This window comes from Lysinibacillus sp. GW823-FHT06C08, assembly GCF_058795135.1.
On sequence record NZ_JBXAHN010000003.1, the window covers coordinates 44,383 to 59,652 of the forward strand.

General features: G+C 38.7%; 15 protein-coding genes and 1 other annotated feature. Of the genes, 14 read left to right on the forward strand and 1 reads right to left on the reverse strand.

Annotation, left to right across the window (positions count from 1 at the left end):
* Positions 1–145 precede the first annotated feature (145 nt).
* The 7 genes from AC1Q6O_RS10255 (at position 146) to AC1Q6O_RS10285 (ending at position 6,475) form a co-directional block, all read left to right on the forward strand.
* Positions 146–958 carry a cytochrome C assembly family protein gene (locus AC1Q6O_RS10255; RefSeq protein WP_008180665.1) on the forward strand — a complete coding sequence of 271 codons (813 nt, stop codon included), beginning with the start codon at positions 146–148 and terminating at the stop codon, positions 956–958.
* 18 nt (positions 959–976) lie between these two features.
* Complete coding sequence (gene hemC, locus AC1Q6O_RS10260; RefSeq protein ID WP_008180666.1) at positions 977–1,909, forward strand: hydroxymethylbilane synthase; 933 nt, start codon at positions 977–979, stop codon at positions 1,907–1,909.
* Entirely contained in the window at positions 1,899–2,660 is a 762-nt protein-coding gene (locus AC1Q6O_RS10265; protein ID WP_008180668.1) for a uroporphyrinogen-III synthase, read from the forward strand. The genes hemC and AC1Q6O_RS10265 overlap by 11 nt, the downstream gene beginning before the upstream one ends.
* Positions 2,657–3,637 carry a porphobilinogen synthase gene (hemB, locus tag AC1Q6O_RS10270; protein ID WP_008180670.1) on the forward strand — a complete coding sequence of 327 codons (981 nt, stop codon included), beginning with the start codon at positions 2,657–2,659 and terminating at the stop codon, positions 3,635–3,637. Before AC1Q6O_RS10265 ends, hemB begins: the two co-directional genes overlap by 4 nt.
* The gene (gene hemL / locus AC1Q6O_RS10275) at positions 3,638–4,930 is read left to right on the forward strand and encodes a glutamate-1-semialdehyde 2,1-aminomutase (RefSeq protein ID WP_008180672.1); all 1,293 of its coding nucleotides are present in this window, start codon (positions 3,638–3,640) and stop codon (positions 4,928–4,930) included.
* A gap of 242 nt (positions 4,931–5,172) precedes the next feature.
* Positions 5,173–5,619, forward strand: coding sequence for an SRPBCC family protein (locus AC1Q6O_RS10280; RefSeq protein WP_008180674.1), 447 nt, complete (start codon positions 5,173–5,175; stop codon positions 5,617–5,619).
* Between the two features lie 175 nt (positions 5,620–5,794).
* Complete coding sequence (locus AC1Q6O_RS10285; RefSeq protein ID WP_008180676.1) at positions 5,795–6,475, forward strand: hypothetical protein; 681 nt, start codon at positions 5,795–5,797, stop codon at positions 6,473–6,475.
* On the opposite strand, the gene AC1Q6O_RS10290 is transcribed toward AC1Q6O_RS10285, so the two are convergent.
* Positions 6,452–6,646 carry a YszA family small membrane protein gene (locus tag AC1Q6O_RS10290; protein WP_083796525.1) on the reverse strand — a complete coding sequence of 65 codons (195 nt, stop codon included), beginning with the start codon at positions 6,644–6,646 and terminating at the stop codon, positions 6,452–6,454. The two genes, AC1Q6O_RS10285 and AC1Q6O_RS10290, sit on opposite strands and share 24 nt — an antisense overlap.
* A 102-nt stretch (positions 6,647–6,748) precedes the next feature.
* Positions 6,749–7,005, forward strand: a binding site (T-box leader).
* Between the two features lie 72 nt (positions 7,006–7,077).
* Between AC1Q6O_RS10290 and AC1Q6O_RS10295 the strand changes: the two genes are divergently transcribed.
* From AC1Q6O_RS10295 to radC, 7 genes are all read left to right on the forward strand, one after another.
* On the forward strand, positions 7,078–9,723 hold the full coding sequence (locus AC1Q6O_RS10295) for a valine--tRNA ligase (RefSeq protein ID WP_089986693.1): 2,646 nt from the start codon (positions 7,078–7,080) through the stop codon (positions 9,721–9,723).
* A 253-nt stretch (positions 9,724–9,976) separates the two neighbouring features.
* Positions 9,977–10,405 carry a hypothetical protein gene (locus AC1Q6O_RS10300; protein ID WP_043990749.1) on the forward strand — a complete coding sequence of 143 codons (429 nt, stop codon included), beginning with the start codon at positions 9,977–9,979 and terminating at the stop codon, positions 10,403–10,405.
* Positions 10,406–10,511: 106 nt separating this feature from the next.
* Positions 10,512–11,792, forward strand: a complete 1,281-nt coding sequence (locus AC1Q6O_RS10305; protein ID WP_492401116.1) for a bifunctional folylpolyglutamate synthase/dihydrofolate synthase — start codon at positions 10,512–10,514, stop codon at positions 11,790–11,792.
* Positions 11,789–13,039: a bifunctional folylpolyglutamate synthase/dihydrofolate synthase gene (locus tag AC1Q6O_RS10310; protein WP_089986691.1), complete on the forward strand. Its 1,251-nt coding sequence runs from the start codon at positions 11,789–11,791 to the stop codon at positions 13,037–13,039. The genes AC1Q6O_RS10305 and AC1Q6O_RS10310 overlap by 4 nt, the downstream gene beginning before the upstream one ends.
* 180 nt (positions 13,040–13,219) lie before the next feature.
* The gene (locus tag AC1Q6O_RS10315; protein ID WP_008180689.1) at positions 13,220–13,864 is read left to right on the forward strand and encodes a hypothetical protein; all 645 of its coding nucleotides are present in this window, start codon (positions 13,220–13,222) and stop codon (positions 13,862–13,864) included.
* 103 nt (positions 13,865–13,967) lie between these two features.
* Positions 13,968–14,561 carry a Maf family protein gene (locus AC1Q6O_RS10320; protein WP_492401119.1) on the forward strand — a complete coding sequence of 198 codons (594 nt, stop codon included), beginning with the start codon at positions 13,968–13,970 and terminating at the stop codon, positions 14,559–14,561.
* Between the two features lie 33 nt (positions 14,562–14,594).
* Entirely contained in the window at positions 14,595–15,266 is a 672-nt protein-coding gene (gene radC, locus AC1Q6O_RS10325; RefSeq protein WP_008180693.1) for a RadC family protein, read from the forward strand.
* Positions 15,267–15,270: the final 4 nt, after the last annotated feature.

Here is a 15,270-nt window from a genome sequence, read left to right on the forward strand (position 1 = left end):
TGCGCTATTGGATTCTCTACTGATATTACATGAGGCGTTTTCGTATCTGTATGGTAAACTTAGGATACGAAAACGTTTTTTGTTTTCTTATTTATAGCTTTACAATTTCACTACAAAGAAGGGATGTCTATTGGCTGATTTGACCATGACAAGGCTATATGAGGTGATGATCGTCTTGTATGCGATCAGTCTAGTTTTTTACTTTACTGATTATTTTTATAAGCAAGTACGAGCAAGGCGCATTGCTTTCTGGCTTGTTTCATTTGTATGGATGATTCAAAGTGCCATTATTATTTTAACGTTTGTGGAAACAAAACGCTTTCCGATCTTATCATTGTCAGAGGGGATTCTATTTTACTCCTGGTTACTTGTGACGTTATCCATTATCCTACATTGCATTGCAAGAGTAGACTTACCGGTATTTATTATAAATATATTAGGATTTTTGTTTGCTAGTATATTTACATTTATGCCTAAACGTCCTACGGGAACTGTCGGAGATACATTAATTTCGGAAATGCTTTTTATTCATATATCATTTGCGATATTGTCATATGCAGCATTCACATTAACATTTGTGTTTGCCATTTTATATCTAGTTTTATATCGATTACTGAAGAAGAAAAAGTGGTCGCATCTTTGGACAAGACTGCCATCTTTACAGCAAACGAGCAACTGGATGAATGTATCATTCTTTATTGGAATCCCAATGCTATTTATAAGTTTAATATTAGGGTTTGAATGGGCATTATTAACATTAGAGAGTCTTTCGATTTTCGATGCGAAGATCATAGGATCCTTCATTATTTTAATTTTGTATTGCTTTATCTTATATGTGAATCGCAAAAGCAAGCTGATAGGTACAACTTATGCATGGGTACATATTTATGCCTATCTATTAGTTGTTGTGAACTTCTTCTTAGGAAGTAGTTTATCGCGATTCCATTTATGGTATTAGAGGAAAGGTTGGAGACTGTTGAGAAAAATTATTGTAGGTTCTAGGAGAAGTAAGCTAGCACTAACGCAAACAAATTGGTTCATTAATGAATTAAAGGCTGCTGGTGCTCCATTTGAATTTGAAGTAAAAGAAATCGTGACAAAAGGTGATCAAATTTTAGATGTACAGCTTTCAAAGGTAGGGGGAAAAGGATTGTTCGTTAAAGAAATTGAACAAGCCCTTTACGATAAAGAGATTGATTTTGCTGTCCATTCTATGAAAGATATGCCTGCTGTATTGCCGGAAGGTTTAGTAATTGGCTGTATTCCTCCACGTGAAGATGCACGTGACGCTTTTATTTCGAAGGGACATGTTAAATTTGCTGATCTTCCTGCAGGAGCTGTAGTCGGGACAAGTTCTTTACGTCGTAGTGCACAGCTACTAACAGTACGTCCGGATCTTGAAATTAAATGGATTAGAGGAAACGTTGATACACGTTTAGCTAAGCTTGAGACCGAAGAATACGACGCGATTATTTTAGCAGCAGCCGGTTTAAAACGACTTGGTTGGAGTGAAGATGTTGTCACTGAATTTTTATCAGTAGAAGATTGTTTGCCAGCCGTAGCACAAGGTTCTCTTGGTATTGAATGCCGTGGAGATGATACTGAGCTATTAGCCGAGTTAGCTAAATTAACAGACCAATTAACATGGCAAGAGGCACATGCTGAACGAGCATTCTTGGCGGCCATGGATGGCGGGTGCCAAGTACCAATCGCTGGCTATGCTACATCAAATGGGGATGAAATTACTTTAACTGGTCTTGTTGCTGCACCTGATGCATCAGTTGTATATAAAGAAACAGTAGTTGGTTCAGACGCACAAAAAATAGGGGAAGAGCTGGCTACTATTTTAACGAAACAAGGAGCTTTCGATTTAATTCAACGTGTGAAGGCAGAGCAAGATGCAAAATGATTTACCTTTAAGAGGTAAAACGGTACTTTTAACAGGTACATCTAAAACAACAGCTATTGTAGATGATATTGCAGCTTTAGGTGGCCATGCAGTAATTGCCCCATTAATTGAAACATGCGAACGTATGGACAACGATGATGCAAAACTGTTGAATAGTGCGCTTCAATTTGACTGGGTTATCTTTACGAGTCAAAATGCTGTAGATGCATTTGCTAATAAGATGGAGCGGCATCAATTAAGTGCCAAAAATTTTCAAGCGAAAATTGCTTCCATTGGGACAAAAACAACTACAGCGTTAGAAAATCTAGGATTTCAAGTGAGCTTTATGCCTTCCGTATTTAGTGCTGATATTTTCGTCAAGGAATTTCCAAGTATAGCTGGCGACCATCCAAGTTGTCTGTTTATTCGTGGAGAAAAGGCGAAAAGTACATTGAAGGATGGACTGCCCTTTAATTTGAAAGAATGGACAGTTTATGAAACGGTAGAACGACATGATCAAATATCAGCTATTATTAATTGCATTCATCACAATGAGGACGTCACAGTGATTTTTGCTAGTCCTTCAGCTGTTGATGTATATGCAAAAAGTGTAGCAGTACATGTTGGATGGCAAGCAACTAGGGTTGCAGCCATCGGCCATATTACGGAAGCAGCTCTTGAACAATACGGTGCAACTGTGGATATTATGCCAAGTGTATATACAATGCAAGCAGTCATCGAAGAATTAATGAAAGTAGGGGACAAATCATGACAAAACTACAATTTCAAAGACATCGTCGTTTGCGTGCCAATGCAACGATGCGATCAATGGTAAAAGAAACATACTTACATAAAGAGGACCTGATTTATCCTATTTTTGTAATAGAGGGCGAAAATATTAAAAATGAAGTACTATCTATGCCTGGTGTTTTTCAATTTTCATTAGATAAGCTAGAAGCAGAAATTGATGAGGTTGTTGCATTAGGAATCCCAGCTGTAATTTTATTTGGTTTACCGGCTGAAAAAGATGCTGTTGGAACTGGTGCATTCCATGATCATGGTATTGTCCAAGAGGCGACTCGCTTAATTAAAACGCGTCATCCTGAGCTTTTAGTCATTGCGGATACATGCTTATGTGAGTTTACGGATCATGGTCATTGTGGCTTAATTGAAGGCGATCAAATTTTAAATGACCCTTCCTTAGATGTTTTAGCTCGTACAGCAGTATCACAAGCAAAGGCAGGCGCAGATATAATTGCTCCATCTAATATGATGGATGGTTTTGTTGCAGCCATTCGTGCTGGTCTTGATGAAGCGGGCTTTGAGCATATTCCAATCATGTCATATGCTGTGAAATATGCGTCAAGTTACTATGGCCCATTCCGTGACGCGGCAGATGGTGCTCCACAATTTGGTGATCGTAAATCCTATCAAATGGACCCATCAAACCGTTTAGAGGCATTCCGTGAGGCAGAATCTGATATCGAAGAGGGTGCGGATTTCTTAATTGTTAAGCCAGCCCTAAGTTATTTAGATATTATTCGAGATATGAAAAATAATTATCCATTACCACTTGTTGCGTATAATGTCTCAGGGGAGTATGCGATGATTAAAGCAGCTGCTATTAATGGGTGGATTGAAGAGAAAAAAGTTGTGCTTGAAACATTATTAGGCATGAAACGTGCAGGTTCTGATTTAATTATTACGTATCATGCAAAAGATGTTGCACGTTGGTTGGAGGAGAAATAAATGACACGTTCTTACGAAAAATCAAAGCAAGCCTATGCTGAAGCTGTTCAGTTAATGCCAGGTGGTGTCAACAGCCCCGTTCGTGCATTCAAATCAGTAAATATGGACCCAATTTTCATGGAATCAGGCCATGGGGCTATCATTAAAGATATTGATGGTAATGAATATATAGATTATGTATTATCTTGGGGCCCACTCATTTTAGGACATACACATCCAGAGGTTGTCAAAGCAATTGCTGAAACTGCAGCAAAAGGCTCTTCCTTTGGTGCACCAAGCTATACAGAAAATCGTTTAGCTCAATTAGTGTTAGATCGTCTTCCAGGCATGGAAATGATTCGCTTCGTTTCTTCGGGAACAGAAGCTACTATGTCTGCATTACGTGTAGCACGCGGTGTTACAGGTCGTGATAAGATTTTAAAATTTGAAGGCTCTTATCATGGCCATGGTGATTCATTATTAATTAAAGCAGGATCTGGAGTTGCTACATTGGGTCTTCCTGATAGCCCTGGCGTACCTGCAGATATCGCTCGTAATACGTTAACTGTAGCCTATAATGATTTAGAAGGCGCTAAAGCTGTTTTCGAAAAATTTGGAGCAGAGTTAGCAGCAGTTATTGTAGAGCCAGTTGCAGGGAATATGGGTGTTGTACCACCACAATCAGGTTTCTTAGAGGGCTTACGCGAATTAACAACTTCACATGGTGCGTTATTAATCTTTGATGAGGTTATGACGGGCTTCCGTGTTGATTATGGTTGTGCACAAGGTTACTTCGGAGTTACACCTGATATTACGACGTTAGGGAAAGTAATTGGCGGAGGCCTTCCAGTGGGTGCGTTTGCTGGTACTAAAAAAATTATGGAGCAAGTAGCACCAGCTGGACCAATTTATCAAGCAGGTACACTTTCAGGGAATCCATTAGCTATGACAGCGGGCTATGAAACGCTATCACGTTTAGATCACAGTACTTATGAATACTTTAAACAACTAGGCGATCAGCTAGAGGCTGGTTTCCGTGAAGCGGCGACGAAGTACAAAATTCCTCACACTGTTAATCGTGCAGGTTCTATGATTGGCTTCTTCTTTACGAATGAAGAGGTCATTGATTTTGCAACTGCTAAATCATCGGATTTAGCCTTATTTGCTGAATACTTCCGTTTGATGGCTGAGGAAGGAATTTTCCTACCACCGTCTCAGTTTGAAGGGTTGTTTATCTCTACTGCACATACAGAGGAGCATATCGCAAAAACGGTTGATGCCTTCCATAAAGTATTTGCACAATTAGCTAAGTAATTGATAGGGCATGCTAGAAAAAAATCTAGCATGCCCTTTTGTATACATAAGTTAGAAGTCATTGTAGTACTTGAGCAATAAAAGAACAAAAGAGAAAATATAGCATATATTAACTAGTAAGGACAATCATCTATACTGGATGAAGGACCTGCTTTTGTCAAAATTATATCTTTCAGCATAGCCAAAATGTGGACGATATCGTTTATAATATAGCTATTCATAAAAGAAAGTAGTGAATTGATATGGCAACAGGCACACATACGGTCGAAGTACCCGTAGGAATTGAACATGTATGGGATTTCGTCAGTGATATGGAGAAATGGGCAAAGCTAGTCCCAGGTTATAACGCACATGAAATGATTGATGACAAACATTCAACATGGACTTTTAAAGGAAATGTGGGAGTTCTGAAAAAAACAGTTGAAGTAGAAATTATTATTTTAGAGTGGGTATCCCCGTCCAAAGTGACATTTGAACTTAAAGGTCTTTCGGATAATTTCACAGGAAATGGCTATTTCCTTGCAGAAAGCATGGATGCTGAAAACACAAAAATGACAGGCTTCTTAGAGGTTATTGCTGGTGGATTAGCTGGACCTGTTTTAAACCCAATTTTCAAACCGATTGTACCAAAGGCAACGCAAATGTTAACAGATCGTGTAGCAAATAAAATCAAATTAGTACATGTTTAATGGATGTAAGTACATTCATAAAAATGGCATGCTAGAAGTAATGTTCTAGCATGCCATTTTTATATGAATTTCCTCTTTTTTTATACGGTTGAATAGGAAGCTTTCTAGCATACTATCCCCTCATAAGTCATATGATGCAAAGGGAGGGATTATTATCGAACACAAAACTTGGAATATGAGTGAAACATTTTGTTTTCCTGGGTACGGCTGCCCAACAGAAATAGCAGCTGTGCAAATTAAGCCACAGTGGCAGGCAATGCAGTTAGAGGATTCACTTCGACTAGTAGGCATCTATCATATCACCGCACATGTACGCTTCGATTTTCAAAATATGCAAGCTTTTACAGGCGATGAAGAATTAATTTCAATTGATGCCCTAGATGTCCAAGGAGATACAGGTTATTTTGAGTATGCCGTGCCATTACATGTCGATTTACCAAAGGAATCAAACCTTAAGGATATAATGGTCAAAGATATTCGCCCAAGCTTGACGAATCAGAAATGTCAGCTTGAATGGACAGTCACAAGCATCTTTAACGAATACGAGCCAGTTGTTGAAAATGACCATGTATTAGAAGATCAGTCCTTTACTGCCAGTGCCTATGAACATGAAGAGATACTTACTGTGCCAGAAGAAAGCATGCAAGTGAAAAAACAAACTACCGCAGTAGTAGCAGCTTCACACCAAGTGAAGACTCCAACAGTTGACCAAAAAACAAGTTTGAGAGAATCCTCAAGTCATATTGTTGTACGTGAGTCCAGCACTTGGCATGAAGTGCCTTCCATGATTTGGGATCTAACTGAAGAATATACACCGCTTAAAGTTCGTGTATCAAATGATGTCTTTCAAAAGTAAATAGCTGAGAAGTAGCAAGAGTAATAAGAAAATTAAATCACCGGATGTTGGAACAATAATGACACGGATAAATTGAAAACCACAAATCGGCACGATAATCGTTCTACAGTAAAAACGAACTTGCCTTATCCAAGGTGGTAAAAGCCAGGGGTTATACTTGCGTCGACGCATTTGAATATTCACTTCCTTTTCTATTTACTTTACTCTTATTAAAAGATGACTAAATCACTTGAAAAATTACACGTTTCTGCGGTACAATAAGGAAAATCAAATACAGATGCTATGATAGGGAAGAGTAAATTATGTTACATTTTCAGAGAGGAAACGGTAGCTGAGAAGTTTCTATTTGTACTTAATTGAAGGTAGCCCTTGAGCAGCTTTAGTGAACTAACAGTAGTTAAAGCCGGTTAAACACCGTTACCGAATTAAGAGCCAGTAGATAAGGCTGAGAAATGTATTCGATGATCATTTCCTTAACCGCTGCTGGAATTAAAGGTGGTACCGCGAACTAAAACTCCTTCGTCCTTTTAGACGAGAGGAGTTTTTTTATTTGGTGAAGTGATTGCTTTATCAATAGTCTTCAAATATTAGGAGGAGTCAATATGACAGAAAACATTTCAATGCCAACTAAATATGACCCACAGTCCATTGAAGCCGGTCGCTACGAATGGTGGTTGCAAGGGAAATTTTTTGAGGCACAGCCAGAAAGTGGGAAAGAACCTTATTCAATCGTTATTCCACCACCGAACGTAACAGGTAAATTGCACCTTGGTCATGCATGGGATACAACTTTACAAGATATCCTCATTCGTATGAAACGTATGCAAGGATATGATGCACTTTGGTTACCAGGTATGGACCATGCAGGTATTGCTACACAGGCAAAAGTAGAAGCAAAGCTACGTGAGGATAATATTACACGTTATGATTTAGGACGTGAAAAATTCCTCGAGAAAACATGGGAATGGAAAGAAGAATATGCTGGGCATATCCGTGATCAATGGGCAAAGCTTGGCCTTGGATTAGACTACACACGTGAGCGTTTCACACTTGATAAAGGTCTTTCGGAGGCAGTTAATACAGTTTTTGTTCAATTATATGAAAAAGGCCTAATCTATCGTGGTGAACGCATTATTAACTGGGATCCAGCTGCTAAAACAGCATTGTCTGATATCGAGGTTATTTACCAAGATGTGCAAGGTGCCTTCTATCATATGAAATATCCTTTAGCTGATGGCTCAGGATATGTAGAAGTTGCGACAACACGTCCTGAAACGATGCTTGGTGACTCTGGCGTAGCTGTTCACCCGAAAGATGAACGTTATCAGCATTTAATTGGTAAAACGGTTATTTTACCGATTGTAGGTCGGGAAATTCCGATTGTAGCAGATGACTATGTTGATATGGAATTTGGAACAGGGGTTGTAAAAATGACACCTGCCCATGATCCAAATGACTTTGAAGTTGGTAATCGTCACAATCTTGAGCGTATCCTCGTGATGAATGAAGATGGCACAATGAACGAACTTGCTGGCAAATACAACGGTATGGATCGTTTTGAATGTCGTAAGCAAATTGTTGCTGATTTACAAGAAGCGGGTGTGTTAATACGCATTGAAGAACATATGCATTCAGTAGGGCATTCTGAACGTTCTGGTGCTGTTGTAGAGCCCTATCTTTCAGCACAATGGTTCGTTAAAATGCAACCACTTGCAGATTCTTCATTAGAGCTTCAAAAAGACCAAGAAGGTAAAGTGAACTTTGTTCCGGCTCGTTTTGAAAATACTTATTCTCGCTGGATGGAGAATATTCGTGATTGGTGTATTTCTCGCCAATTATGGTGGGGCCATCAAATCCCGGCTTGGTACCATAATGAAACAGGTGAAATTTACGTAGGAAAAGAAGCACCGGCTGATGCAGACAATTGGACACAAGATGAGGATGTACTAGATACATGGTTCTCTTCAGCGCTATGGCCGTTTTCTACAATGGGCTGGCCAGACGAGGCAAATGAAGAATATAAACGTTACTACCCAACAAATACACTCGTAACAGGCTATGATATTATTTTCTTCTGGGTATCTCGAATGATTTTCCAAGGTCTTGAATTTACAGAGCAACGTCCGTTTAAAGATGTGTTAATTCATGGTTTAGTTCGTGATGGTGAAGGGCGTAAAATGAGTAAGTCACTTGGCAATGGTGTAGATCCAATGGATGTTATTGAGCAATACGGTGCAGACTCATTACGCTACTTCTTAGCAACAGGTTCATCACCTGGTCAAGATTTACGTTATACTACTGAGAAGGTAGAGGCTGTATGGAATTTCTCTAATAAGATTTGGAATGCATCCCGTTTTGCCCTTATGAATATGGATGGAATGACATATGATGAAATCGACTTAACAGGTGAAAAATCGGTTGCTGACAAATGGATTTTAACACGCTTAAATGAGACGATTGAACGTGTAACATCTTTGGCAGAGCGCTATGAATTTGGTGAGGTTGGTCGCGAACTTTATAATTTCATTTGGGATGATTTCTGTTCTTGGTATATTGAAATGGCAAAATTACCATTATACGGTGAGGATGAAACTGCTAAAAAGACAACTCGTTCTATTTTAGCGTACGTACTCGATCAAACGATGCGTCTATTGCATCCATTTATGCCATTCATTACAGAGGAAATCTGGCAACACTTACCTCATGATGGTGAATCGATTACAGTGGCTGCATGGCCAACAGTACGCACGGATCTTCATTTTGCTGACGAAGCAGATAATATGAAGCTCCTAATGGATATTATACGTTCAGTACGTAATATTCGTGCGGAAGTAAACACGCCAATGAGCAAAAAAGTACCGTTATTTATCTCTGCGAAAGATGCTGCAACAGTGGCAGTACTTGAAGCGAATAAAGCCTATTTAGAGAAATTCTGTAACCCAGATACGTTAACAATTGGTGAAGGCTTAGAGGCACCTGGTCAATCGATGACAGCAGTTATTACAGGTGCTCAAGTTTTCCTACCGCTTGTTGGGCTTATTAACTTAGAGGAAGAAATCGCTCGTCTTGAAAAAGAGTTAGAGAAATGGGCAAAAGAAGTGAAGTTAGTGACAGGTAAGCTTTCAAATGAAAAGTTCGTATCGAAAGCACCTGAGGCATTAGTAAATGTAGAACGTGAAAAATTAGCGGATTATGAAAATAAGCACGCGGTTGTATTAAAACGTTTAGAGGAATTAAAAAATATGTGATAGTAGAGCAATGGATGACGATAAAGTCATCCATTGCTTTTTTTATGTAGAGAAAAAGTTATGCATTGAAATGGGTAAATATATGTAGTACCATTTAGAATAATTAGTCTAATAGGTTAGGTGAATTATTATTATAGTAGGAAACAAAACCTAACACAATATTATGTTGACGGAAAAGAAATGGTCTTTAATGGAATCGCTATACCAAAGCAATGGCTTTTTTTCGGGTTTATGGTATGAATGGAGATGTGAAATGACAGGTAATATGACAACGTATATTACGAAAGTCAATAAAGCATGTGATGACTTAGATTTTGTTAGTGCAAGGGTATTGATTGAAACAAATCTATTGAAATTATCAGATGCGAAATATTATCGTTTATTAAACACAAGTGCGCGTGTGCTTATTAAACATGTATTAGCAAATAGGCAAACTCAACAGGAATGTACAAAACTCTCACGGGCAGATATGTTAACCATCAATAAAATAAATGAGTATTGCTCAAATTTTGATATTTCAATGTTGAAAAGAACATTAAAAAACTCCTTTGAATTAGTACAACGTTCAGATGTTATGCCTTTATTAAACAATGATGCAAAAATCATTTTGGACAATATGGGTGCATTGCTAGGGGCTCACCAAGTACATAACAAAAATACTTATCAAACACGCAGTGGCTAGCTGTGTGTTTTTTCTATTGTTTTGTAATTAATCTATGTTATTAAACGTTACTTGTACTAAAATAGAGATATTGCAGTAAGAGGGAGTGTTTCTTTTGTTTAACACAATGAACGAATGTACGGAATTTATTTTTACACTAAAAGCCGTTGATCATAAACGTGCACCGCTTGTACTAATGAAAGAAGTACTAGCACATTTAGAGAATCCTCACAATAAACTACGCGTAATTCATGTGGCTGGTTCAAATGGGAAAGGTTCTACAGTGAATGCCCTTAGAGAAATGCTACAGCACACTGGGCACCAAGTAGGGGCATTTACTTCCCCACATTTAGAGCGAGTCAATGAACGAATGACTATTAATGGTGAGCCGATTACGGATGAACAATTTTTATACTATTTCAATAAACTAGCTAAGATTATAGAAGAACAATATAATGGTGATTTTCCAAGCTTTTTTGAAGTAGTCACACTCATAATGTTTCAGTTTTTTGCCGATCAGGAAATGGATATTGCGCTTATTGAAACGGGGCTTGGAGGGCGTTTAGATGCGACCAATGTCGTAACGCCACTACTTGCCATTATTACAACCATTTCACTTGAGCATACGGCCCTTTTAGGTGATACATTTGCCAAGATTGCCTCTGAAAAGGCAGGCATCATAAAAAGGGGTGTTCCAGTTGTTGTAGGGGTTAGCAATGAAGAAGCATTAGCTGTTATTAAAGAAACGGCGGATGCACAGCAGGCACCATGCTTCATTTTAGGACAAGATTTTACTGTTTCAGATATATTACAAGGTACAGACGTTCAGCAATTCACCTATGAAAAAGGAAATATTGTGATGACTGATATAGCTTTAAAAATGGCAGGTCCCCATCAAATCAACAATGCAAGTCTGGCCATTACAGCAATCCTTGCATTACGTGAAGGGGCAGCTATTACTATATCAGACTCATCCATTCGGTATGGACTTCGATATGCACATTGGGCTGGCCGCTTCGAACAATGGCCTCAAAAAATTGTTTTAGATGGCGCCCATAATTCTGAAGGGACGGCTGCACTTATCCAAACACTCAAAAATGTATTTCCAAAAAGCCATTATCGTTTTGTGTATGCAGCATTAGCAGATAAGGATCATGCCAATAGCATTGCACTAATGGATGATGTTGCAACGTCGATTGCTTTTACACAACTCAATCTGCCTAATGCAATGCCTGCTGAAGACTTAGTCGTGTTATCAACAAATGCCGATAAATCGTACTATGAGGATTGGCTGGAATCGGTACAAACTGTACTACGTGAAAGAGCTGAAGAGGATATTGTGGTGATTACAGGCTCTTTATACTTCATTGCGGGTGTTCGCCAGTGGCTACAGGAGGAAGGACGATGATACCAGGATTTGATCATTATAAAAAGAAGTGGGCTGTCCACAGTGATGATGTCATAAAACCTGGTCTTGTGGCGATGGAGGAGGCTTTGCTATTAGCTGGAAACCCTCAGCAAGCCCTACATGTCGTACACTTGGCTGGCACAAATGGGAAGGGCTCCACATTAACCTTCCTTGAGGCTATCGCCAAAGAGCATGAATTACGTGTGGGCAAATTTATGTCACCCTGTATAGTCGATGTGCACGACCAAATTCAAATAGATGGTCAACCTATTACCGAGGCTGATATGGATGCTGTTTTTCGTCAAATGCATGCGGCTGGATTAAGCGGGAAACTAACTGATTTTGAACTTTTGACTGTAGTAGCATTTTTATATTTTGTGAATAAAGAAGTTGATATTTCTTTAATTGAAGCGGGTATGGGAGGATTATTGGATAGTACAAATGTAGTAACACCCATCGTATCCATTATCCCAAGCATCGCTCTAGAGCATACAAAATTTCTAGGCGATACAATCGACAGTATTGCGCGTCATAAAGCAGGTATTATTAAACAAAATCGTCCTGTCATTATCGGTAATTTGCCAGAAGATGCGAAACGTGTTGTTTATGAAGAGGCATCTCATAAAAAAGCTGCAGTTTTAGAAATAGGTAATCATTTTTCATTACACTCATTTGCTGAAGGAGACTGTTATAGAAATGACGAACAACATGTCCAATTCTCTCATCTAACCCGTTCAATGAAAGGGGCTCATCAGGGCGATAACATGGCACTTGCTATTACAGCATTCCTAGAAGTAGCAGCATTTCTTAATGTGTCTGTGAATCCAACTGCAATTCAGAAAGCTGTGAAACAAGCCGCCATTTTAGGTCGTTTTGAAGAAATCATACCATTTGTGATTGTCGATGGGGCGCATAACCCGGCAAGTGCTGAAAAATTAGTAGAAACGATTAAGGGTGAGTTTCCTGGGGAACGAATCACATTTGTTGTGGGTATATTAGCAGACAAAGACGTTCAACAAATTCTTCGACTGTTAGAGCAAGTTAGTGATGAATTTTATTTCGTTGATTTTGATAATCCACGAGCGATGGCTGCGCAAAATTTGCTGGAGCTTTCCAAAGCGACATCTAAAAATATCTTAGTGGATTATGCACAATTTTTACAGGTGCAATCAGACAACAAACAAAGAACGATCGTATCGGGCTCATTATATTTATTAACAGCAGTAAGAAATAGCTTGAAAATATGAAATGACTAGGACTCCTATTTGGAAGTCCTAGTTTTTTTATGAATGTATGCCGTTTTTGTTATGAATCAAATCTCAATAAATTCGCATTTACACTTCTAATTCTACATATACTTTTATATATTGAAATCTCGTTTTTATTGAAACGTGTACGGATAGGTGGAAGGATGAGGTGATAGATGGATGAAAATTGTAAGTCATGTAATGAAAAAACAAATATTTCGGGCAATGATTATTGGTGGATTTGTAGGTTTGTTAGGTGTTGCCATTTTTTTAGGTGTTTTACAAGCCAGTACCCAGTTACCGATAAAGAATAATGGCAGTGATGTGGCCACTAATCAATCACAATCAGAAACCATTCCTACTGCCGGTGAGAACACTAGTACATCAAATGCACCTATGTTTTATGCTAGTCAAGCAGGCGTGTATTCAAACTATGAGAGTGCAAGTGCATTTGTTGCCGAATACCCTGCATTAAAAGAGAGCGCAATTGTTGAGGTTGATGGCAAGTTTTATGTTTGGACAAGCATGGAGATTGAAGAAAGTCAGCTTAAATTTTTACAGGAACCCGCAACCTTTAAAAAAGCATTTAGTGTCAGTGGTGATAGCTGTAAGGAGCCAACCCTTGCGGAGGTGACAACTGCATTAGCAGACAAAAATGCTACAAAATTAAATTTTAAGGAGAAAGGGAAGGATTCAACTTTACCTGAGGATTGGCAGACAATTGGAGCAGCTGCTTCTACTATTTCCAACGATGTCAGCGTCATCCGTTTGCAAGTTTTTGCTCATTATCAGGCTAAAAATACATGTCTTCAAGTGAAATTTTAAAAGTAAAAGATAGTAAAATCATTATTATCTTGATTTTTAGAAAATTTTCAAATTGAACATTCTTCGGTATCATGAGGATAAGGAAGGATGGTCGGATCATATCATGTTAAAAACAAACCATAAACTTATACTTGCCTCTGCTTCACCAAGACGAAAGGAATTGCTGGGTATGCTAGCACTTCCGTTTGGGGTTCTGACAAGTGAAGTTGAAGAAACAAGTGTACAAGCCAGTTCAATGCAGGAATATGTAAAAGGAGTAGCTCTCTTAAAAACACGGGATGTAGCGAAAAAAGCAACCAATGCAACAATCATTGGTGCTGATACAATCGTAGTCGACAATGATGAGCTGCTACATAAACCAAAATCTCGGGAGGAAGCTATTGCCCATTTATTACGGTTATCTAATCGCGAACATGTTGTGATGACAGCGGTCGCTATTATTGAACCTAGTGGGAAAGAAAACATCTTTGTGGAAGAAACCACGGTTGTTTTTCATTCTCTATCCAAGGAATTGATAGAAGCCTATGTCGATTCTGGAGACCCTTTCGACAAAGCAGGAGGTTATGGTATCCAGACGATAGGCACACTTTTAGTGAAACGAATTGAAGGAGATTACAACAATGTTGTAGGCTTACCACTTGCAGCGTTGTTTTCGCAATTGGTAAACCTACAAATTGTCCAATTTGCGAAGGAGTGAGCATTTTTGCTAGATAAGGCTTTGCCTACGTTGATGTTACGTGATGTTCATTTGGAAGATCGCCCTCGTGAAAGACTGATACGACAAGGGGCGGAAAGTCTATCCAATCAAGAGCTACTTGCTATTTTATTGAGGACAGGCACAAAAGAAGAATCGGTTCTTGTCCTCGCGAATCGAGTATTAACTGTTTTTGAACGTCTCCATCATTTAAAACACGCAACCATTGAAGAAATGGTCGCTATTAAAGGGATCGGTGAGGTGAAGGCTATTCAAATATTAGCCGCCATTGAACTTGGCCGACGATTGGCTCAAAAGCAGAATGATGAGAAATTTACTATTCGTTCTCCACAAGATGCTGCTGCTTATTTAATGCCTGATATGACTTCACTTAATCAGGAACATTTTGTTGTTCTTTTTTTAAATATTAAAAACCAAATTATTCACAGACAAACGATTTTCATAGGTAGTTTAAATGCCTCCATCGTGCACCCTAGGGAAATTTTTCGAGAGGCCGTGAAGCGATCTGCTGCATCAATTATTTGTGCACATAATCATCCTAGTGGAGTACCAACTCCTAGTGCGGAGGACATTGATGTCACAAAGCGAATTGAAGAGGCTGGTTATATTATGGGGATTGAATTAATTGATCATGTAATTATCGGCGATCATCAATTTATCAGTTTGAAGGAAAAAGGATATTTTTAACTCT

Bases quoted from the DNA above. Each gene is read 5' to 3' on its own strand.
- AC1Q6O_RS10255 (WP_008180665.1), top strand. From the start codon at position 146: ATGACAAGGCTATATGAGGTGATGATCGTCTTGTATGCGATCAGTCTA.
- AC1Q6O_RS10265 (WP_008180668.1), top strand. From the start codon at position 1,899: ATGCAAAATGATTTACCTTTAAGAGGTAAAACGGTACTTTTAACAGGT.
- hemB (WP_008180670.1), top strand. From the start codon at position 2,657: ATGACAAAACTACAATTTCAAAGACATCGTCGTTTGCGTGCCAATGCA.
- hemL (WP_008180672.1), top strand. From the start codon at position 3,638: ATGACACGTTCTTACGAAAAATCAAAGCAAGCCTATGCTGAAGCTGTT.
- AC1Q6O_RS10280 (WP_008180674.1), top strand. From the start codon at position 5,173: ATGGCAACAGGCACACATACGGTCGAAGTACCCGTAGGAATTGAACAT.
- AC1Q6O_RS10285 (WP_008180676.1), top strand. From the start codon at position 5,795: ATGAGTGAAACATTTTGTTTTCCTGGGTACGGCTGCCCAACAGAAATA.
- AC1Q6O_RS10290 (WP_083796525.1), bottom strand. From the start codon at position 6,646: ATGCGTCGACGCAAGTATAACCCCTGGCTTTTACCACCTTGGATAAGG.
- AC1Q6O_RS10295 (WP_089986693.1), top strand. From the start codon at position 7,078: ATGACAGAAAACATTTCAATGCCAACTAAATATGACCCACAGTCCATT.
- AC1Q6O_RS10300 (WP_043990749.1), top strand. From the start codon at position 9,977: ATGACAGGTAATATGACAACGTATATTACGAAAGTCAATAAAGCATGT.
- AC1Q6O_RS10305 (WP_492401116.1), top strand. From the start codon at position 10,512: ATGAACGAATGTACGGAATTTATTTTTACACTAAAAGCCGTTGATCAT.
- AC1Q6O_RS10310 (WP_089986691.1), top strand. From the start codon at position 11,789: ATGATACCAGGATTTGATCATTATAAAAAGAAGTGGGCTGTCCACAGT.
- AC1Q6O_RS10315 (WP_008180689.1), top strand. From the start codon at position 13,220: ATGAAAATTGTAAGTCATGTAATGAAAAAACAAATATTTCGGGCAATG.
- AC1Q6O_RS10320 (WP_492401119.1), top strand. From the start codon at position 13,968: ATGTTAAAAACAAACCATAAACTTATACTTGCCTCTGCTTCACCAAGA.
- radC (WP_008180693.1), top strand. From the start codon at position 14,595: ATGTTACGTGATGTTCATTTGGAAGATCGCCCTCGTGAAAGACTGATA.